This window comes from Pseudomonas sp. B21-019 (assembly GCF_024749225.1).
Classification (GTDB): domain Bacteria; phylum Pseudomonadota; class Gammaproteobacteria; order Pseudomonadales; family Pseudomonadaceae; genus Aquipseudomonas.
In genome coordinates, this window is the sequence record NZ_CP087193.1 from 4,959,590 (window position 1) to 4,978,242 (window position 18,653).

The window sequence follows — 18,653 nt, forward strand, 5'->3', positions numbered from 1 at the left end:
TTGAAAACCAAAGGTTGCCCATTAGCACGCTTATTTATAAAAAAAACCACACTAGACTTAACTTTAAATCCAACCCATTTAAGGAACAGCACGATGAAAATTCTGTTGATTGGCGCCTCTGGCACCGTCGGTTCGGCCATTGACCATGAACTGTCCCAGCGCCACAAAATCATTCGTATCGGCCGTAAAAGCGGTGATTTCCAGGTCGACATCAGTGACAGCGCCTCGATCCGCAAACTGTTCGAACAGACCGGCAACTTCGATGCGCTGATCTGCGCTGCCGGCAGTGTCAACTTCGTGCCGCTGGCCACCATGACCGAACAAGACTTCGAACTCGGCTTGCGCGACAAGCTGATGGGCCAGGTCAACCTGCTGCTGATCGGCCGGGAATTCGCCAATGACGGTGCGTCATTCACCTTCACCACCGGCATCCTCAGTCACGATCCGATTCGTACCGGCAGCTCCGCGTCGCTGGTCAACGGTGCCCTCGACGCCTTTGTTCGTGCGGCGGCGATCGAACTGCCACGCGGTCTGCGCATCAACTCGGTCAGCCCGAACGTGCTGGTCGAAGCCATGGGCAGCTATGCGCCGTACTTCCGTGGTTTCAAACCGGTTCCCGCCGCCGACGTGGCATTGGCCTACGCCAAAAGCGTGGAAGGCCTGCAGACCGGCCAGACCTATCGCGTCGGCTAAACCACCAGAATCAAAAGATCGCAGGCTTCGCCAGCTCCTACAAAAGGCTCGGCGTACACCCAGTAGGAGCTGCCGCAGGCTGCGATCTTTTGATCTTGATTTCGGAAAAGCGAGGGCATCGCAGGGTTGTGATGAACGGTCAGGCTGAGTAACGTGGCGACACTTGTCTGGAGACTCAAAGATGCGTGTTGCCCGATCCCTGGTACTTGTTGCCCTGCTTCCGTTGTTCGCCGCTTGCCAACTGCTCGATGGCCCACGGCAAAGTGCTTCCCATGTGGGCCAGACCCGCATGCAGGGCCAATTGACGGCGGCCGACGGCAAGCTGCTGTTCCAGCCGTGTAATGAGCAGCGCAGTTTCGTGGTCAATGACATCGGTGGCACCAGCATCCTGCAAGAGGCCGCGACCCTGGCCGATGATCAGGGCAAGCTGTTCGCCGATGTGCGCGGCCGGATCGTTACCAGTGGTGCTGACAGCCAACTCGACCTTACGCAGCTGTACCGCGTCGAGCGCTCGGGCACGGCGTGCGACGATCCCAATTTCAAGCAGCTGATCCTGCGCGCCGCCGGCCACGGCCCGGAGTGGAACGTCAAGGTCAGTGGCAAGGGCATGATCATCGACCGCGCTGGTCAGCCGCCCCTGGCCCTGCCGTACGTTGAAGAGCAACTGGGCGATGGCCGCTTCAACCTCAGCACCGAAGCCAATAATCAGCGCATCGAGCTCTGGGTCGCGCCGCAACGTTGCGTCGACAGCAGCACCGGCAGCGTGCAGCACATGAGCGCCGAGTTGCGTATCGACGGCCAGGTGCAACGCGGCTGCGGGTATTTCGGCGGATCGCGTGACGACTGATCGTTTTAGCCTCACGGGAATCATCCTTTGAGGCTTATAATCGCGGGCTTCAAACGCCTTGGCGCAGTTGTGCGCCCCGCGAACCGGATCCCGCCATGTTACGAATCACCGAACTCAAGTTGCCGATCGACCATCCCGAAGAAGACCTGCGCCCTGCCATCGTGCAGCGCCTGGGCATCGCCAGTGATGACCTGCTCGACTTCACCTTGTTCAAGCGCAGCTACGATGCGCGCAAAAAGTCCTCCGAACTGTGTTTCATCTACACCATCGACCTCAACGTTCGCGATGAGGCGGCGGTGCTGCGCACGTTCGCCGATGACCGTAACGTCAACGTGGCGCCGGATGTCAGCTACAAAGTGGTCGGCCAGGCACCGGCCGACCTGAGCCAGCGTCCGATCGTGGTCGGGTTCGGCCCGTGCGGGATCTTCGCCGGCCTGGTGCTGGCGCAGATGGGCTTCAAGCCGATCATCCTCGAACGCGGTACCGAAGTGCGCCAGCGCACCAAAGACACCTGGGGCCTGTGGCGTAAAAGTGTGCTCAACCCCGAATCCAACGTGCAATTCGGTGAAGGCGGCGCGGGAACGTTCTCCGACGGCAAACTCTACAGCCAGATCAAAGACCCGAAATTCCTCGGTCGCAAGGTGCTGCACGAGTTCGTCAAGGCCGGCGCGCCAGAAGAAATCCTCTATGTCAGCAAGCCGCACATCGGGACGTTCCGTCTGACCGGTGTGGTGGAAAACATGCGTGAGCAGATTCGCGCCCTGGGCGGCGAAGTGCGCTTCCAGCAACGGGTGACCGATGTGCTGATCGACGACGGCCAACTGGTGGGCGTCGAACTCCATGGCGGTGAACAGATCCATTCGAAACACGTGATTCTGGCCCTCGGCCACAGCGCCCGGGACACCTTCCGCATGCTGCACGGCCGTGGCGTATACATGGAAGCCAAGCCGTTCTCGGTGGGTTTCCGCATCGAGCACCCGCAGTCGCTGATCGACCGCGCGCGCCTGGGCAAATATGCTGGCCACCCGAAACTCGGCGCTGCCGACTACAAACTGGTGCACCACGCCAAAAACGGTCGATCGGTCTACAGCTTCTGCATGTGCCCGGGCGGCACTGTAGTGGCGGCGACCTCCGAGCCGAATCGCGTGGTTACCAATGGCATGAGCCAATACTCGCGTAACGAGCGCAACGCCAACTCCGGGATCGTCGTCGGCATCACCCCGGAAGTCGATTATCCGGGCGGCCCACTGGCCGGCATCGAGTTGCAGGAACGCCTGGAATCCCACGCCTTTGTGCTGGGCGGCAGCAACTACGAAGCACCGGCGCAGCTGGTCGGCGACTTCATTGCCGGCAAGCCGTCCACCGAATTGGGCAGCGTCGAGCCGTCCTACAAACCGGGCGTTGCCTTGGGTGACTTGGCCCTGGCCCTGCCGGCGTTCGCCATCGAAGCGATTCGCGAAGCCTTGCCGGCATTCGAGAAGCAGATTCGTGGCTACTCGCTGCACGACGCCGTGTTGACCGGGATCGAGACGCGCACCTCTTCGCCACTGCGCATTACCCGTAACGAGTCGATGCAGAGCCTGAACGTGAAGGGCTTGTTCCCGGCCGGTGAAGGCGCGGGTTATGCGGGCGGGATTCTGTCGGCGGGCGTCGACGGGATTCGCATTGCCGAAGCAGTGGCCCGAGACATTCTTGGGCTTGAGGCTTAAGCCTTAACATCAAAAGATCGCAGCCTTCGACAGCTCCTACGTGGGATGGTGAACTCCCTGTAGGAGCTGCCGAAGGCTGCGATCTTTTAGCTTTCCTCAGATATTGGCGCGCAACACGGTCGCTGGCAGCGGCTCGCCGCGTTCGACGCTGGCTGCCACCGCGTCCATCAAACCACTCAACTCATACCCCTGGGCCTTGAGCCAGGCCTGATCGTAATAGGTGTCGGCATAGCGCTCGCCGCCATCGCACAGAATCGCCACGATCGATCCCGACTCCCCCGCCGTCGCCATCTGCTGGGCTGCCATCAAGGCGCCGATCAGGTTAGTCCCGCTCGAACCGCCAACCCGTCGCCCCAAACGTTGCGCCAGATAATGCATGGCCGCCAGCGACAACGCATCCGGCACCTTGACCATTGCATCGATGACTTTGGGCAAGAACGACGCTTCGACACGCGGCCGTCCAATGCCTTCAATCCGTGACCCGTGATCGAGGCGCAGGCTGGCGTCGCCAGTCTTGTAGTAATCGAAAAATACCGAACGCTCGGCATCGGCGCACAGCACACGGGTGCAATGCTGGCGATAGCGCACGTAACGGCCCAGCGTCGCGGTGGTGCCGCCGGTGCCAGGGCTGGAAATCAGCCAGCTCGGCTCCGGGTGCTGCTCGAAGCGCATCTGATGGAAGATCGATTCGGCGATGTTGTTGTTCGCTCGCCAGTCGGTGGCGCGTTCGGCGTAGGTGAACTGGTCGATGAAATGCCCGTCGTGTTCGTGAGCCAGGCGTTCGGACTCAGCGTAAATCTGCGTCGGATCGTCCACCAGATGGCTCTTGCCACCGTAGAAAGCGATTTGCGCGATCTTTTCTTTGGACGTGCTCGCGGGCATCACCGCAATGAACGGCAAACCCAGCAAACGGGCGAAATACGCCTCGGAAATCGCCGTCGAACCGCTGGACGCTTCAATCACCGGCGCACCGGGCTTGAGCCAGCCGTTACACAGCGCATAGAGGAACAACGAGCGCGCCAGCCGATGTTTCAGGCTGCCGGTGGGATGGCTCGACTCATCCTTGAAGTACAACTCGATGCCCGGCAACCCCGGCAGCGGCAAGGGGATCAGGTGGGTGTCGGCGCTGCGCTGGAAGTCGGCTTCGATGATTCGGATGGCTTCGCGGGACCACTGTCGGTTGTCGCTCATGGTGGTTTTCTCGTTGAATCGGGCAAGAGTTGGCCTTGTCGCAAGGCTCAGCCCACAAGCTTAGGAAAAAACCTACACCACGCACAGATACAGCTGGGGTCCAATACGTCCGGCAACTGCTAGGCTCAGGCCTTTGCTGACCGCCCACGTTGTAACGACATATAACAAAAAAGAATATAACTTTTGTTTTAACAACTAACAGTACGGGTTAGGGTGTGTCACCTTTTGAATTCATCGATGGAGAGCGACCTTGCCTCTGCGTAGCACGTTCACGCGTTTCTTTCAGTTGGAAGCTGCCAGCGGTCTGCTATTGATCGCCGCAGCTGTCCTGGCCCTGATCATCAACAATTCATCGCTGTCGTGGCTCTATAACGGCCTGCTGGACACCCCCGTGGTGGCTCAGATCGGCGCGCTGAAGATCGCCAAGCCGCTGCTGCTGTGGATCAACGACGGCCTGATGGCCCTGTTCTTCCTGTTGATCGGCCTGGAAGTGAAGCGCGAAGTCCTCGACGGCCAACTGTCGAAACCATCGCAGATCGTCCTGCCCGGCGCGGCCGCAATTGGCGGCATGGTGGTGCCGGCGCTGATCTACTGGTTCCTCAACCGCGACAACCCGACCGCACTGAGTGGCTGGGCCATCCCGACGGCCACCGACATTGCCTTCGCCCTCGGCGTACTGGCCCTGCTGGGTAAACGCGTGCCGGTGTCGCTGAAACTGTTCCTGATGACCCTGGCGATCATCGATGACCTTGGCGCAATCATCATCATTGCGATCTTCTATTCCGGCGCTCTGTCGACCCTGTCCCTGGCGCTGGCCGCGGCCTGCATCGCGGCCTTGATCGGAATGAACCGACTTGGTGTGGTGAAACTCGGGCCGTACATGATCATCGGGCTGATCCTCTGGGTCTGCGTGCTCAAGAGCGGCGTGCATGCGACGCTGGCGGGTGTGACCTTGGCCTTCTGCATTCCACTGCGCACGAAAAACGCCGAGCCTTCGCCGCTGCTGACCCTGGAGCATGCCCTGCATCCGTGGGTGGCCTACGGCATCCTGCCGCTGTTCGCCTTCGCCAACGCCGGCCTGTCCCTGAGCGGCGTGACCGTCGAAAGCTTCACCCATCACGTACCGATGGGCATCGCCGTCGGCCTGTTGCTGGGCAAGACCGTCGGTGTCTTCGGCCTGACCTGGCTGGCGGTAAAAATCGGCATCGCCGCCCTGCCCCAAGGCGCCAACTGGGGCCAGATCATGGGGGTGGCGATCCTCTGCGGTATCGGCTTCACCATGAGTTTGTTTGTCGGCTCCCTGGCCTTCGTGCCCGGCGCCAGTGAATTCGCCGGGATGGATCGGATGGGGATTTTGACCGGCTCGATCCTGGCGGCATTGATCGGTTATGCAGTGACGGCGGCGGCGAGTCGCAAGAGCGCTGCGCTGCCTTCCTGAGCGATAGAGAACACTCTTAGCGACATTGAGGATTCGTCCTACAGCCACGATTAGCCACGTTCGTTAACGTCGTGCAGCCCCTCTTTGGGGGCTGCCGATGGACGAGCGAAAGGACAATCAGTGGCTGGCCACAAGGACATCCCCCGGGTGCAAAACCCACCGTCAGGTGACGGGCATCACGTCACTCACCGATTCATGACGGCCACCGAATTGGCCGAGCGTGATGCCAGACAAAACGCCTACGACGCCATGCTCGCAAGGCAGCAAACCTTCGAAGACAGCCTTCAAGTCGCAGCGAGAAAGGACAACGTTGCCCGCGCGGGATGCGTATTCGCCAAGTCCTGCAAACTGCCTGATGCAATCATCGACTACACGAACACCTCCGGAGTTGTTCCGACCGACAGCCTGAAAGACTACGGCGAACTGGTTCTGCTCGGCGCCCGCGAGGCTGATGAAACCGGTGTGGTGCCGCTGAAGAAAATCAGTGGCACCGCCATCCCTGCGGGTTTCGGCAGCTTCGCCCTGGGTGGCTCAGCGTTCGCCGCATTACCCACCGTCGCCGCCAGCACCGCTGCGGCTACCTTGGCAGGCCTGGTGGCTCTGGTCATACCGTCAAGCCTTGGCGACAGCTCTCTCTACACCGAAGAACAACTGCGATCCCTCAAACAGGCCCGCACTCGCGTGCGTCTGCGGGTCGAGCAACAGGCTGATGGCAGTCTCAAGGGATACGGTTTCTACACCGGCAAGAACCGTGACTGGGAGATGGTCGACGTCGTGCAATTCAGCTTGCGCGGCAGTCAGCAAGTGGCTGATCTCGGGGACGGCGTTGAGCTGATCTGGACGCCGGCCGAGGACGGTTCAGAAATTCTCGGCATCCCCGCTTTGGAATCTGCGCCACAAGCGCCGCACATCTGGGTTTACCCGCCGACGAAGGCGGCTGACAGCATCATCGTGAACCCGGTGTATCCGCCTGAGTACAAGGATTTCATTCTGGTGTTTCCGGCGGATTCGGGGGTGTTGCCGGTTTATATTGTGGTGAGTGTTCGCCGCAAAGGTACGGCCGAAGCAGGTCATACCTACCACCCGGCTCCCGAAACCAAGGACATCACTGCATTTCCTGACCTAACGAGAGTAAAAAAGAAAACCCCGTACAAGGGAGGCCTCCGAGATCGCTGGATGGATGCAAAGGGTAGAACAATCTACGAGTGGGACTTTCTACACGGCGAGCTTGAGGCGTATCGCTCAAGTGATGGCAGTCACCTAGGCTCATTCGACCATAAAACTGGTGAACAACTAGACCCACCCAAGAAGAACCGCAGCATCAAAAAATATTTATGAGGATTCTATGGGACTAAAAATAAGACTTGAATGGTATGACAAAAAGACTGAAATAGGCCAAGGAGAGGAGTTATCGAAAGACTTTGGTAATGACGGTTCGGTAATTGAAGCATTGGGAATGCCAATTGAAAACAATATAAATATCGGCGGGTTTGATGTGAATTCCAACTGGGTCAGTATTCTTCAGCCCCACTTCCATCACATCATTAACTTATCCTCTTATGATTATCAGGTAGCGTTTGTCTATCGTGACAGCTGGTAGATTTCACACGACCAAGGACTTTCGAACATTGATCCGTCCCCACGCTCCGCGTGGGAATGCCGCCGGGGACGCTCTGCGCTCCGATGGCGACGTTAGGCTTGAATCCTGCGCACTGGTAACGCGGAGCGTCACGAGATGCATTCCCACGCAAAGCGTGGGAACGATCAATAAACAGGCGAGCAAATAGACCCACCTAAAAAAAACCGCAGCATTAAAAAGTATTTGTGAGGGCAAGATGGGACTGAAGGTCAGATTGGACTGGTATGACAAAGAAACGGAAATAGGAGCCGGAAAAGAATACTCCGCTGACCTCGGTGATGACGGATCAATAATCGATGCATTAGGTCTGATGGCGGAAAGCGAAATCTACGACGGCAGATTTGATGTTTTACCGGCTTGGATACCTGAACTCCAGCCTCTGTTCGCGCATAAAATCAATAGTGCCGCTTATGATTACCAGGTTGCATTCCGATATCGGCAAGTATGGTAATTTCCAAAAATACAAAACCCCGACCAGTCACCTGATCGGGGTTTTCTTTTACCCTACATTCCCGCTTAGTGCGAAACGCGGCTGGTCCCACCCACAGTGGAAATCCGCACACGCTCACCCACACGGAACACTTCGTTTGGCTGAACTTCCTGCACGTAGGCGCGCATGCTGCCATCGTCTTCGCGTACGGTGATTTCAACGCCTTGAGTACGGGTCAGGCCTTCTTCGGCAGCCGAGCCCACCAGGCCACCCGCTACAGCGCCGATGACCGCCGCAACGATGCTGCCGCGACCGCCGCCGACGGCGCTACCGCCGACACCACCCACGACTGCGCCCGCAGCGCTGCCGATTGGGGTTTTGGTGCCTTCGATTTTCACCGGACGCAGAGCTTCGATGGTGCCCATGCGAATCGTCTGCACGCGACGCGCTTCGTCACGGGAGTAGGAGTCACCGGTCAGGCTCGATTGGCAACCGGAGAGCAACATCGCCATCGTGGAAAAGGAAGCAACCAGCAAAACAGACTTACGCATAGCATCAAACTCCATAGGACAGGTATCCATTAAAACCCGCAGCTTGACGCCTGTCACGGCATCGCCCGGATAAAATTGGTTTCATTCAGGCCTGGTACAGGCACTTCTCGAACTCACCACAGTAGCGTCAAATTACAAAATCTGCGCCGCTGACCCAAGGATTATCATGGATTACTTCATCATTGTCGTCACGACCATCGCCGGTTTGTATTTCCATTGGTGGTTGTACGTGCGGATAAAACGCTGGGTGGACCGCGATCTGGCGTTGTCACTGGCGGGTAAAGACCAACAAAAAAGAGCCTTCATGCTCCAGCAATTGGCGAACGCTCAAGCGCAGAAGATCAAGCGTCGGGACCTGCCACAGTGGCTTGAGGCCGCTGCGGCAGGGTATCCCGATCGGTAGACCGTTTACGGGGCCAGGCGCTCACGCACCCAGTCCGCACCCTGCAAGCGGTAGTTGAGGCGATCGTGCAGACGGCTCGGACGGCCCTGCCAGAATTCGATGCGTTCCGGTAGCAAGCGATAACCGCCCCAGTGTTCGGGGCAGTGAGGCTGAGTGTCGCTGAAACGCTGCTCGGTGTCCTTGAGCAGCGCTTCCAGTTCGCCGCGATCGGCGATCACCCGGCTCTGGGGCGACGCCCAGGCACCGAGACGACTGCCCAGAGGACGAACCTGATAGTAGGCGTCGGACTCTTCAGGCGTGACCTTCACCACCCGCCCTTCGATGCGCACCTGGCGCTCCAGGGCCGGCCAGAAGAACGTCATGGCCGCAAATGGATTGGCTGCCAATTGCTGACCCTTGTCGCTTTCGTAGTTGGTGAAGAACGTAAAGCCCTGCTCGTCCAGGCCCTTGAGCAGCAGAATGCGGCAATGCGGCCGACCGTCCTGGTCGACGGTGGCCAGCGTCATGGCATTCGCCTCCACCGGTACTTGCTCGGTTTTCACCGCATCGGCAAACCACTGATGGAACAGTGCGAACGGCTCGGCCGGGGCTTGCGCCTCGGTCAAGCCATCTCGGGTGTAATCGCGACGCATATCTGCCAAGGGCCGGGTCATGGCGCATTCCTTTTGGTTAACGAATCACTTCTTTGTGGCATCGGTGGCGGTGGCGCTCTTCGAGTCGACAGCGGCTTTGGCCGGTGCGGCCTTTTTCGCGGGTGCCTTTTTGGCTGGAGCCTTGGCGGCCGCTTTCTTGGCCGGTGCCTTTTTCTTCGACGAGGCAGCCGCTTTTTTCGCAGCCGGTTCCGGGGTCACAGGCTTGGCCACTGGCTTGACGTCTTGCGCGACGACTTTGGTTACCGGTGCCGGAGCCGGCATATTGTACTTGCTCAGCAGCGCGGCCATGGTGTTTTGCGGCGTCAACAACAGCTCGACGCGACGGTTCAAGGCACGACCTTCAGCACTGTCGTTGGCGGCGCGCGGTGCGTCACCGCCCATGCCACGCAACATCAGGCGATCACGCTGCAGACCGCTGAGACGGAAGATCGCTGCCACCGCCTGGGCGCGCTCCTGGCTCAGTTTCACGTTGGCCGGTGCGGCACCCGACGTATCACTGTGACCGAGTACCAGCACGGCAGTCTTTGGATCGGCTTCGAGGATTTTCGCGACACGGGTGAACGGAGCGAGGGTCACCGGCAGCAGCATGGCCGGGCGGTCCGGGTTGAACGAGCCTTCTACCGGAGCTGTGACGACCAGCACGTTTTCACGGCGCTCGAGTTGCAGGTTGCTGCCCTTGACCGCCTCGCGCAGGCGCGGTTCGTAGTCGTCGAGCCAGGCTTGGGTAACTTTCGGATCGGGCATCGGCACGGCTGCTTTGGCGGTGCTGGTGCTCTGCTCCTTGCCGCCGAACGGCCACCACCATTTGCCACCGGTATCGGCTTCAGCCTTGGCGACGGGTGCTGCGGCAGCAGGTTTCAGGGGCGCCGGGGCCGGGGCGGGTTCTTTAGTCGCGACCTTGTCGGAAGAGCCGAACGGCCACCAACTGCTGCCACCTGCGGCATCATTTTGTGGGGTTTGTGCACAACCGGTGATAGCGAAGCACAGGGCCAGGGCGAGGGTTTTATTGGACGACATTGGGTATCCACAAAATGAGGTAATTAAAAGTCAGACCGGGTTGACCCCGGCCAAAACTGACGCTTTGAAACCACAAAGGCTTTCGGGTTCCAGCCCTGGCCCCCTTAAACGTGATTTACAGACAAGTGGCCAGTACTCGCACAAGCTTTTGCGCTCGTGGATCCATCAAGACGTACGGCCCAAGGGTATTTGTCACAAAACCGAAGGCCACATCATGTTCCGGATCAGCAAAACCGATGGAGCCGCCAGCACCCGGGTGACCGAACGCCCGTGGGCCGAGGCCGTAGGTGGCGTTGGGTACGTCCGGTTGATCGAGCATGCAACCCAGACCGAAGCGGGTCCGGGTCAATAAAGTCTTGTCTTCGCCAACGCTGTGTTCGCGGGTCAGCTCGTCGAGCATTTCGCTTTCCAGCAGGCTGCCATCAAGCAGTCCGGCGTAGAAACCGGCCAGGCTGCGGGCGTTGCCGTGGCCATTGGCGGCCGGCTGCTGCATGCGCCGCCATTCCGGCTTGTTGGTGCTGGTCATGATCGACGGCGGGTTGGTGAAGGCCCGAGTGGTCATGGCCGTCGGTTCGCGCATGGTCACCTGCAGCAAGCGCTGGGCCGCGGCATCGCCGACGTTGCCTTTACCACGGGCAATGTGCGCCACACGATGGAACTCTTTGTCGGCAAGGCCGACGTGGAAATCCAGCCCCAAAGGCTTGGCGACCCGCGCCACGATGGACTCGCCCGGCCCACGACCGTCGGCACGACGCAGCAATTCACCGACCAGCCAGCCATAGGTGATCGCCGCATAACCGTGACCTTCGCCCGGCGTCCACCACGGCGCTTCGGCGGCCAGGGCATCGACCATGGTCTGCCAGTCGTAAAGCGCTTCGGGGGGCAGCAACTCGCGCAGGGCCGGCAGTCCGGCCTGATGGCAGAGCAAGTGGCGCAGCGTCACGGATTCTTTACCGGCGGCGGCAAACTCAGGCCAGTAGCGGGCGACCGGGGCATCGAGTTGCAGCTTGCCTTCAGCCACCAATTGCAGCGCCGTCACGGCGGTGAAGGTTTTGGTGCAGGAGAACAGGTTGGCGATGGTATCGCTGTGCCAGGCCTCATGGCCGTCCTTGTCGGCGGTACCGGCCCAAAGGTCGAGGACGGTTTCACCACCGATCCGGATGCACAACGCCGCGCCGCGTTCCTGAGGATCGTCGAACAGCGCTGCAAACGCTTCACGCACCGCTTCGAACTTAAGCTCGTAATGACCCTGAATCTGCACCCGCAACTCTCCCGGATAAACGCTCTACAAAGTGGCCCGCATTGTTCCAGCCCTTGAGGGATTTGGGAACAGGGTTGGGCCGGGTGGTCGCCCGGTTATGGAAATGCCACAGACATCAACAATGCAATCCCCGTGGCGAGGGGGCTTGCCCCCGTTCGACTGCGAAGCGGTCGCAAAAACCTGTATTCGCGGTGCATCTGTAAGCATGGGGGCCGCTTCGCGGCCCAACGGGGGCAAGCCCCCTCGCCACAGGTCGATCAGGAATCAATGGCCATTAGCAGAATGCCCACCCGCATGCCCAGCGCCCTTGCCCGGGCCTTTGCCTGCCTCGCCTTTCCTGCCGCCCTCGACATCGTGACTGGCTTTATCCGCTTCAGCGCTGGCCTTCTCCGCCTCTTTGCCAAGCTGATCGATGATCTGCACATTGCTTTTACGCACACTGTCGACAAAGCCCTGGAACGGCAAATCAGTAATGCCCACCAGACCGAAGTGCCCGTTCTCGCCATCCAGCAGACGACCGGTCACCGGCTGGTCGAGGTACTGGAACCAGTGCACCCCGACAATCGACGGTTCGCTCATCGCTTGTTTGAGGAAGTGAGCGTAAGCCGTGCCGCGGTCTTCCTCCTTCGCCAATTGCGTCACGCCCCCCCAGAACGGGCCACGATCTGTCGAGCCGAAGTTGAATTCGGTGATCAGCACCGGTTTGTCCAGACTGCGCAGTTTGGCGAAGTCGTAACCGTCCTGGGGTTGCAGGGTGTACATGTTGAAGCTCAACACGTCGCAGTATTGTGCACAGGACTCGACTGCCTCCGGGGAACTGACGGCAAAGCGACCACCCAGCAACAACTGGTTCGGCGCGTGCCATTTGAGCGAATCGGAAACGGTCTTGAAGTAGGTGTCGGCGAAGACCTTCTGGAAGTATTTGAAGTCGGCTTCGATTTCCGGGTGTTCGGCGCTCGGCTCCGGCGGCACGAAGCCTGGGTCTTCCATCAACTCCCAGGCCGGCAGATCAATGCCCCAGGCTTTCGACAACCCCGCCTGGTTGCGGTACTTGTCGCGCAGTTGCTTGAGGAAGGCGCGTTTGGCCGGCACGTCGGTGGTCATTTTCAAGGTGCCGTAGGCCAGCGCATAGCGGGCCTTCGGGTCATTGCCGGGACCGGCCCAGGCCAGCTCGTTGTCGGCGAAGTAACCGATCAGCCACGGATCGTCGCGATGGTCGCGGGCGGCGATGGCCACGGCGCGTTCGGTGGCCATGGCGAAACGTGGATCGAACGGGTCAGGCATGCCGCCCCACCAATCGGTGCCAGTGCTGATGCTGGCGTAATCACCGACGATCGACAGCGGCAAGGTGTACGGCACACGGTCAGCGTTACCCAACACCGGTGCGCTCCAGTTGCCTAGGGTGTTGAAACCCCAGGCTTGCAGGCGATCGAGGGTATGACTGGCCCAGCGTTGTTCGTTGAAAGCCACTTTGCAGGGTTCGACGGCGGCCTTATCGACCGTCGCCTCAACCGCATCGGCCTTGGCTGCTTCGGCAACACCAGCCTTGGTGTCGCTGCCCGGCGCGCAAGGGTCGCCATACAGACGTTGCAGGTTGGCGCCATAAAAATCGTACCAACGACCGGCGTTGTAGGCTCGGCCCTGATCAACACCATTGCCGCCACGGTTGTCGCCTTCGCCATAGTGGCTGGCCAAGGCTTCGTCGGGTTTGGGCAGGGACTCGAACATCCACTCGCGCCCGGCGACGTAAGTCTGGTTGACGCTCGGGGTCACGGTGTTGACGCCGAGGGAATAGAACGGATGCCCCTCTGGAGTCACCAGGTACCAGCGACCATCACGCTTTTCGGTGCGGAAAAAGCCGCTGGCCTTGAACACCGGGCCTTTATTCAAGCCGCCGAACTTGTCCAGGGATGCCTTCTCACGCTCGGCCAGCCAGGTTTTCAGCTGTTGCTGTTCTTTGGCGGCGGCGGATTTCAGTTGTTCATCGCTGCTGATCTTCTCTGGCCATTTGGCCCGGGTCGATTGGCCATAAGCGTCCACCAGACCGCCATAAGCGGCTTTGGTCACGGCCTCGCCGTCCTGCACGCCGAAGCGCTCAAGCAGAATGCTTTGGGCGACTTTCGGCTGATCCATCGACAAGGTCACCGACACCACCTGGCTGCGGTCCAGCTCACCGGTACTGCTGGCCAGCAATACACGCTGCCCTTCGAAATTGATCGGCATCGGTGGGCCGGCTTTCATACCCTGGCTCAGCGGTGAACTCGGCTGCAGCGGTACCAACAAGGTCTGCGCCGGGCCGGCCGGCAGATCGACACGGCTGACCAGCGTCTTGCCGTCGTTACTCTGGATTTTCACGTACAGGGTCACGGCCCAGTTCATCGCGCTCTGGATCCGCAGGCTCATGACGCCCGACTGCGACCAATCCCAGGCACCGGTCTGTGGTGTCAGGCGCAAGGTAGGCTGGGCAGCCGGGTTGAAGGTCACGCGACGCAACACTTCGCCTTCGGCCGTTTGCTCCGCATTGGATTGCGGCAGGCTGGCGTCCTGGGTCGCCACCTGAACCACGTCGGCGGGACGCACAAAGTTGAACAGCGTCTGCTGGCCGGCAGGGGCCGCCAGCAAAGGGGCTGCGAACATCAAGGCAAAAACAGCGGGCAACGAACGGCGAATCATAAGAACGTGGTTCTCCCTAACGACCATCAATGGGCCAGTGGAAAGGCAGTGGCAGTGAGGTAGACAACGCGGTGGGCAAATTTGCCCACCGGCGCATCAGGAAATTTCACGACGAAATGGCGGCAACGCATTGAGAATAGCTTTGCCGTAGCGCTGCGTGACCAAACGACGGTCAAGCAAGGTGATGGTGCCGCGGTCTTCTTCGGTTCGCAGCAGGCGACCGCAGGCCTGGACCAGTTTCAGCGAGGCGTCCGGCACGGAGATTTCCATGAACGGATTGCCGCCGCGAGCCTCGATCCACTCAGCCAGCGCGGCTTCGACCGGATCGTCAGGCACCGAGAATGGAATCTTGGCGATCACCACGTGTTCGCAGTAGGCGCCGGGCAAATCCACACCTTCGGCAAAACTCGCCAGGCCGAACAGCACGCTGGAATCCCCGCCATCGACCCGAGCCTTGTGCTTGTTCAGGGTTTCCTGCTTCGACAGGTTGCCTTGAATGAACACTTGCTTGCGCCAGTCGCGATCCAGCCCGTCGAACACGTCCTGCATCTGTTTACGCGAGGAGAACAGCACCAGAGTGCCACGGGAGCCCTCGACCAGTTCCGGCAAGTCGCGAATGATCGCCGCCGTATGAGCTGGTGCATCGCGCGGGTCGGCTTTCAGGTCCGGCACCCGCAGCACACCGGCGTCGGCATGATGGAACGGGCTCGGGACCACTGCGGTCACGGCGGTTTTAGGCAGGCCGGCGCGCATGCGGAAACGGTCGAAGGTGCCGAGAGCGGTCAGGGTCGCCGAGGTCACCAGCGCCCCGTAAGCCACGTTCCACAGGTTGCGCCGGAGCATTTCCGCCGCGAGGATCGGGCTGGCATTGACCTCGATGTCGAACAGCGAACCGCTTTCGGCCAGCGTCAGCCAACGGGCCATGGGCGGGTTGTCTTCCGGGTCTTCGACGGTGAAGGCGGTCCACAACTCCCAGTTGCCCGAAGAACGCGACAGCAGGCTACCGAACAGCGGATACCACTCTTCGGCCTGGTTGCTGGCGATGCCAATGTTGACCTCGCCGTCCATGCCTTCCTTGAGCAGTTCGGTGAGCCGGGTGAACAGATCGGTCAGCCGGGCGAAGCCCTTTTTCAGCTCGATGCCCATTTCGCGCATGTGTTCGGGAATCACCCCGCCGACGAAGCGGTGACGCGGTCGCTCGCGACCTTCGACGTCTTCGCCGGGCTTGAAGTCGGCAACCTGCTCACAGGCACTGAACATGAACTGCTGCTGGGTCTTGATCTCCCGGGCCAGTTCCGGCACTTGCTCGATCAACTTGCCCAGATCCCCCGGCAGCGGGTGTTGGGCGAGCAATTTGGTGAGGTTCTTGGCGGTGCTCTCCAGCCAGTCGGCGGTGGAGCGCAGACGTGTGTAATGGGCGAAGTGGCCGATGGCCTTGTCCGGCAGGTGATGGCCTTCGTCGAACACGTAGATCGTATCGCGCGGGTCCGGCAGAACCGCGCCGCCGCCCAGGGCCAGGTCGGCCAGGACCATGTCGTGGTTGGTGACGATCACATCGACCTTGCCCATGCCTTCGCGGGCCTTGTAGAAGGCACACTGGCCGAAGTTCGGGCAATGACGGTTGGTGCACTGGCTGTGATCGGTGGTCAGGCGCGCCCAGTCGGCGTCTTCGAGCGCGGTGGACCAACTGTCGCGGTCGCCGTCCCACTTATTGCCGGCGAGCTTCTCGATCATGCTGGTGAACAGCTTCTGACTGGCCTCATCGACCTCGATCTTGAAGCCTTCTTCTTCGAACAGCTGCGCGGTGGCGGTTTGCGCGTGACCTTCCTGGAGCAACATGTCGAGCTTGGACAGGCACATGTAGCGCCCCCGGCCCTTGGCCAGGGCGAAGCTGAAATTCAACCCGCTGTTGCGCATCAGGTCGGGCAAATCCTTGTAGACGATCTGCTCTTGCAGGGCCACCGTGGCCGTGGCGATCACCAGACGCTTGCCGGCGGCCTTGGCAGCGGGGATCGCCGCCAGGCTGTAGGCCACGGTTTTGCCGGTACCGGTGCCGGCTTCCACCGCGACAATCGCGGGGTCGCCACTGCGCCGGCCTTCGTCGTCGGTGTCGATGTCACCGAGGACTTTGGCGATTTCGGCGATCATCAGGCGTTGGCCGTAGCGCGGCTTGAGGCTCTTGGCTTCGAGAAAACGCGAGTAGGCGCCCTGGATCGTGGTTTTTAGTTCGGTGCTGATCATGGATTGTCGGGCGCAAAAACGCTGGATAAATTTTCAGTAGTTGGGATCGGCCGCTATCATACCCCGCTAATTAATCCCGCGCAGAACGGAGTACCCCAATGACACCTTTTGGCATCGTTTATACCCTGCATGTCCTGTCCGCCCTGGTATGGGTCGGCGGCATGTTTTTCGCCTGGATGGTCCTGCGCCCCGCGGCGATGAAGGCGCTGGAAGGCCCTGCCCGGTTGAAGCTGTGGGTAGAAGTGTTTCAAGGTTTTTTCCGCTGGGTCTGGGTCGCGGTGGTGCTTTTGCCGATCAGCGGTGTGGGCATGATTCATTTGCAGTTCGCCGGGTTCGAAGCGGCGCCGCGGTATGTGCAGGTGATGATGGGATTGTATGTGGTGATGACCGCGTTGTTTATCCGGATTCAGGCGTTGCTGCTGCCGGAACTGCGCACGGCGGTAACGGCTCAGGATTGGCCGACGGGCGCGGCGACGCTGGGCAAGATTCGCCGGTTGGTGGGGATTAACCTGATGGTCGGGTTGGCGCTGGTGGCGATTGCTGCGGCTCGGCCGATGTTCTGAGCAATGCATAGTCTCTGTGGCGAGGGAGCTTGCTCCCGCTCGGCTGCGCAGCAGTCGTAATCGATCACTGCGCACGTTCTGAAAGAACAGAGTCGCCGGCTTTGGGGCCGCTTCGCGACCCAGCGGGAGCAAGCTCCCTCGCCACAGGGGTTCTCGGTCGCTCTTACAACCGCTGAATGCTCACCGAACCTGCCGCTCCAGCAGGCCCTGGCTGGCCGTCGACACCGGGGCGACCGTTCTTGCCGCCATCGGCTTTATAGACAATGCAGCCCTTGGCCTTGCCGCCCGCCCCCGGTTTGCCACCCGGTCCGGCCGCGCCACCGACTCCGCCCGCCACCTCGACCTTGATCTGCTCCGCCGGATAGTCACGCGGCACTTCCAGCCGAACCAGCGCCCCCGGCGCACCAGGCTGGCCGTCGCTGCCGTCACTGCCATCAAAACCGTGACCGGCCTGACCCCAGGTGCAACCCGGTGCTTGACCGTTGGCCCCGTCGAGGCCGACAAAACCCGGGGCACCCGCGCCACCGCGAGCGTCTACCAACAATTGCGGCGCTTTCAGCGCTTTGATCTGCAAATTCAGATTGCGCCCGGAGCGGGCAGCCTTGAGATAAGTCCCGGGGGCGCCCCGCGCGGTGATCTGGCTGCCTTCAGCCAATTCGGCCCGGCTGACCTTCAACGCCAGAGCCTGTTCGCTCGGCACAATGGCGATCCGCGCTTCGCGTCCCAGGTGCAGCTCGCCGACCGTCACTTCGGTCACGTTCGAGGGAATCAGCAAGGTGCCGTAATCGGCGACTTCCAGTCGTTCCAGTTGCAGGGAACTGGCGGTGTTGGGCAAACGCATCAGCGAGTTGGTTTCAACACTCACCACCTGAGCGCAGGCCAATGGGCTGATGAGTGCGGCGAGCAGACAGAGTTTACGCATGGGAAGCCTTCGCAGTGGCAGGGGCCGGAATGGTTTGCAGGTGGAAAACGCCGAAAAAGACAATTTTCAGGCGATCACGCCAGGGGTGGGCTCGACCTTTGAGGCTGCGATTGCAGAACACCAGCTCCAGAAGATGAGCCAGCGCCAACAGGCTGCCAGCCAGATCGACCAACAGGTGCAGTGGACGAACAAACGGTATGAGCAGATTGACCAGCACCACCAACCAGAACAGCAGGGTCAACAACTTCCCCAGCCCCCAAAACACCTTCATACGCTCCCCCGTCGAGAATTATTATTTGCACGCACAGTAACGGCTTACACGCGGGATAAGCCAGAGGGCAACGGAAAATTCTTCCGAAAGGCATCGAATGGCCGCCGGATCAACCTTGACGATCATCCGACGGCTCTATCACGGGCCTCTT

The 18,653-nt window shown here is 60.4% G+C and carries 18 protein-coding genes; 9 read left to right on the forward strand and 9 right to left on the reverse strand.

Translation table 11 applies throughout. The annotated features are described in order from the left end of the window. Positions 1 to 93: 93 nt before the first annotated feature. The 3 genes from LOY36_RS22100 to LOY36_RS22110 all read left to right on the forward strand — a co-directional run bounded on the left by LOY36_RS22100 (position 94) and on the right by LOY36_RS22110 (position 3,249). Positions 94 to 693 carry a short chain dehydrogenase gene (locus tag LOY36_RS22100; RefSeq protein ID WP_258670973.1) on the forward strand — a complete coding sequence of 200 codons (600 nt, stop codon included), beginning with the start codon at positions 94 to 96 and terminating at the stop codon, positions 691 to 693. 181 nt (positions 694 to 874) lie between these two features. Then, positions 875 to 1,540 (forward strand): COG3650 family protein, encoded by a 666-nt coding sequence (locus LOY36_RS22105; RefSeq protein WP_258670975.1) that lies wholly within the window; start codon positions 875 to 877, stop codon positions 1,538 to 1,540. A gap of 95 nt (positions 1,541 to 1,635) precedes the next feature. Beyond that, entirely contained in the window at positions 1,636 to 3,249 is a 1,614-nt protein-coding gene (locus LOY36_RS22110; protein WP_018926906.1) for an NAD(P)/FAD-dependent oxidoreductase, read from the forward strand. A 96-nt stretch (positions 3,250 to 3,345) separates the two neighbouring features. Here LOY36_RS22110 and LOY36_RS22115 read toward each other — a convergent pair whose 3' ends face one another. Further along, positions 3,346 to 4,440, reverse strand: coding sequence for a PLP-dependent cysteine synthase family protein (locus tag LOY36_RS22115; RefSeq protein WP_019647886.1), 1,095 nt, complete (start codon positions 4,438 to 4,440; stop codon positions 3,346 to 3,348). A gap of 250 nt (positions 4,441 to 4,690) precedes the next feature. Between LOY36_RS22115 and nhaA the strand changes: the two genes are divergently transcribed. The 4 genes from nhaA to LOY36_RS22135 all read left to right on the forward strand — a co-directional run bounded on the left by nhaA (position 4,691) and on the right by LOY36_RS22135 (position 7,968). Next, positions 4,691 to 5,878 (forward strand): Na+/H+ antiporter NhaA, encoded by a 1,188-nt coding sequence (nhaA, locus tag LOY36_RS22120; protein WP_258670979.1) that lies wholly within the window; start codon positions 4,691 to 4,693, stop codon positions 5,876 to 5,878. 120 nt (positions 5,879 to 5,998) lie between these two features. Then, the gene (locus LOY36_RS22125) at positions 5,999 to 7,216 is read left to right on the forward strand and encodes an S-type pyocin domain-containing protein (protein ID WP_258670982.1); all 1,218 of its coding nucleotides are present in this window, start codon (positions 5,999 to 6,001) and stop codon (positions 7,214 to 7,216) included. A 7-nt stretch (positions 7,217 to 7,223) separates the two neighbouring features. Beyond that, positions 7,224 to 7,478, forward strand: coding sequence for a cloacin immunity family protein (locus tag LOY36_RS22130; protein ID WP_258670984.1), 255 nt, complete (start codon positions 7,224 to 7,226; stop codon positions 7,476 to 7,478). A gap of 235 nt (positions 7,479 to 7,713) precedes the next feature. Further along, positions 7,714 to 7,968, forward strand: coding sequence for a cloacin immunity family protein (locus LOY36_RS22135; protein WP_258670986.1), 255 nt, complete (start codon positions 7,714 to 7,716; stop codon positions 7,966 to 7,968). A 65-nt stretch (positions 7,969 to 8,033) separates the two neighbouring features. On the opposite strand, the gene LOY36_RS22140 is transcribed toward LOY36_RS22135, so the two are convergent. Next, positions 8,034 to 8,498, reverse strand: a complete 465-nt coding sequence (locus LOY36_RS22140) for a glycine zipper 2TM domain-containing protein (RefSeq protein WP_019647884.1) — start codon at positions 8,496 to 8,498, stop codon at positions 8,034 to 8,036. A 166-nt stretch (positions 8,499 to 8,664) separates the two neighbouring features. Between LOY36_RS22140 and LOY36_RS22145 the strand changes: the two genes are divergently transcribed. Further along, positions 8,665 to 8,901, forward strand: a complete 237-nt coding sequence (locus tag LOY36_RS22145; protein ID WP_258670989.1) for a hypothetical protein — start codon at positions 8,665 to 8,667, stop codon at positions 8,899 to 8,901. A 5-nt stretch (positions 8,902 to 8,906) separates the two neighbouring features. On the opposite strand, the gene pdxH is transcribed toward LOY36_RS22145, so the two are convergent. The 5 genes from pdxH to dinG form a co-directional block, all read right to left on the reverse strand. After that, positions 8,907 to 9,554, reverse strand: a complete 648-nt coding sequence (gene pdxH / locus LOY36_RS22150) for a pyridoxamine 5'-phosphate oxidase (RefSeq protein ID WP_258670991.1) — start codon at positions 9,552 to 9,554, stop codon at positions 8,907 to 8,909. Between the two features lie 24 nt (positions 9,555 to 9,578). Then, entirely contained in the window at positions 9,579 to 10,571 is a 993-nt protein-coding gene (locus LOY36_RS22155; RefSeq protein WP_258670993.1) for an OmpA family protein, read from the reverse strand. A 115-nt stretch (positions 10,572 to 10,686) separates the two neighbouring features. Next, on the reverse strand, positions 10,687 to 11,832 hold the full coding sequence (locus LOY36_RS22160) for a serine hydrolase domain-containing protein (RefSeq protein WP_258670995.1): 1,146 nt from the start codon (positions 11,830 to 11,832) through the stop codon (positions 10,687 to 10,689). Between the two features lie 264 nt (positions 11,833 to 12,096). Beyond that, positions 12,097 to 14,505 (reverse strand): beta-galactosidase, encoded by a 2,409-nt coding sequence (locus tag LOY36_RS22165; RefSeq protein WP_258670996.1) that lies wholly within the window; start codon positions 14,503 to 14,505, stop codon positions 12,097 to 12,099. A 96-nt stretch (positions 14,506 to 14,601) separates the two neighbouring features. Further along, the gene (gene dinG, locus LOY36_RS22170) at positions 14,602 to 16,746 is read right to left on the reverse strand and encodes an ATP-dependent DNA helicase DinG (protein ID WP_258670998.1); all 2,145 of its coding nucleotides are present in this window, start codon (positions 16,744 to 16,746) and stop codon (positions 14,602 to 14,604) included. Positions 16,747 to 16,844: 98 nt separating this feature from the next. Between dinG and LOY36_RS22175 the strand changes: the two genes are divergently transcribed. Further along, positions 16,845 to 17,309 carry a CopD family protein gene (locus LOY36_RS22175; RefSeq protein WP_258671000.1) on the forward strand — a complete coding sequence of 155 codons (465 nt, stop codon included), beginning with the start codon at positions 16,845 to 16,847 and terminating at the stop codon, positions 17,307 to 17,309. 163 nt (positions 17,310 to 17,472) lie between these two features. Here LOY36_RS22175 and LOY36_RS22180 read toward each other — a convergent pair whose 3' ends face one another. After that, the gene (locus LOY36_RS22180) at positions 17,473 to 18,231 is read right to left on the reverse strand and encodes a collagen-like protein (protein ID WP_258671001.1); all 759 of its coding nucleotides are present in this window, start codon (positions 18,229 to 18,231) and stop codon (positions 17,473 to 17,475) included. After that, the gene (locus tag LOY36_RS22185; RefSeq protein WP_018926919.1) at positions 18,224 to 18,502 is read right to left on the reverse strand and encodes a DUF1145 domain-containing protein; all 279 of its coding nucleotides are present in this window, start codon (positions 18,500 to 18,502) and stop codon (positions 18,224 to 18,226) included. The genes LOY36_RS22180 and LOY36_RS22185 overlap by 8 nt, the downstream gene beginning before the upstream one ends. Between the last annotated feature and the right edge of the window lie 151 nt (positions 18,503 to 18,653).

Bases quoted from the DNA above. Each gene is read 5' to 3' on its own strand.
- LOY36_RS22135 (WP_258670986.1), top strand. From the start codon at position 7,714: ATGGGACTGAAGGTCAGATTGGACTGGTATGACAAAGAAACGGAAATA.
- LOY36_RS22185 (WP_018926919.1), bottom strand. From the start codon at position 18,502: ATGAAGGTGTTTTGGGGGCTGGGGAAGTTGTTGACCCTGCTGTTCTGG.
- LOY36_RS22130 (WP_258670984.1), top strand. From the start codon at position 7,224: ATGGGACTAAAAATAAGACTTGAATGGTATGACAAAAAGACTGAAATA.
- LOY36_RS22100 (WP_258670973.1), top strand. From the start codon at position 94: ATGAAAATTCTGTTGATTGGCGCCTCTGGCACCGTCGGTTCGGCCATT.
- LOY36_RS22175 (WP_258671000.1), top strand. From the start codon at position 16,845: ATGACACCTTTTGGCATCGTTTATACCCTGCATGTCCTGTCCGCCCTG.
- LOY36_RS22180 (WP_258671001.1), bottom strand. From the start codon at position 18,231: ATGCGTAAACTCTGTCTGCTCGCCGCACTCATCAGCCCATTGGCCTGC.
- pdxH (WP_258670991.1), bottom strand. From the start codon at position 9,554: ATGACCCGGCCCTTGGCAGATATGCGTCGCGATTACACCCGAGATGGC.
- LOY36_RS22110 (WP_018926906.1), top strand. From the start codon at position 1,636: ATGTTACGAATCACCGAACTCAAGTTGCCGATCGACCATCCCGAAGAA.
- LOY36_RS22165 (WP_258670996.1), bottom strand. From the start codon at position 14,505: ATGATTCGCCGTTCGTTGCCCGCTGTTTTTGCCTTGATGTTCGCAGCC.
- LOY36_RS22115 (WP_019647886.1), bottom strand. From the start codon at position 4,440: ATGAGCGACAACCGACAGTGGTCCCGCGAAGCCATCCGAATCATCGAA.
- LOY36_RS22140 (WP_019647884.1), bottom strand. From the start codon at position 8,498: ATGCGTAAGTCTGTTTTGCTGGTTGCTTCCTTTTCCACGATGGCGATG.
- LOY36_RS22145 (WP_258670989.1), top strand. From the start codon at position 8,665: ATGGATTACTTCATCATTGTCGTCACGACCATCGCCGGTTTGTATTTC.
- LOY36_RS22105 (WP_258670975.1), top strand. From the start codon at position 875: ATGCGTGTTGCCCGATCCCTGGTACTTGTTGCCCTGCTTCCGTTGTTC.
- dinG (WP_258670998.1), bottom strand. From the start codon at position 16,746: ATGATCAGCACCGAACTAAAAACCACGATCCAGGGCGCCTACTCGCGT.
- LOY36_RS22155 (WP_258670993.1), bottom strand. From the start codon at position 10,571: ATGTCGTCCAATAAAACCCTCGCCCTGGCCCTGTGCTTCGCTATCACC.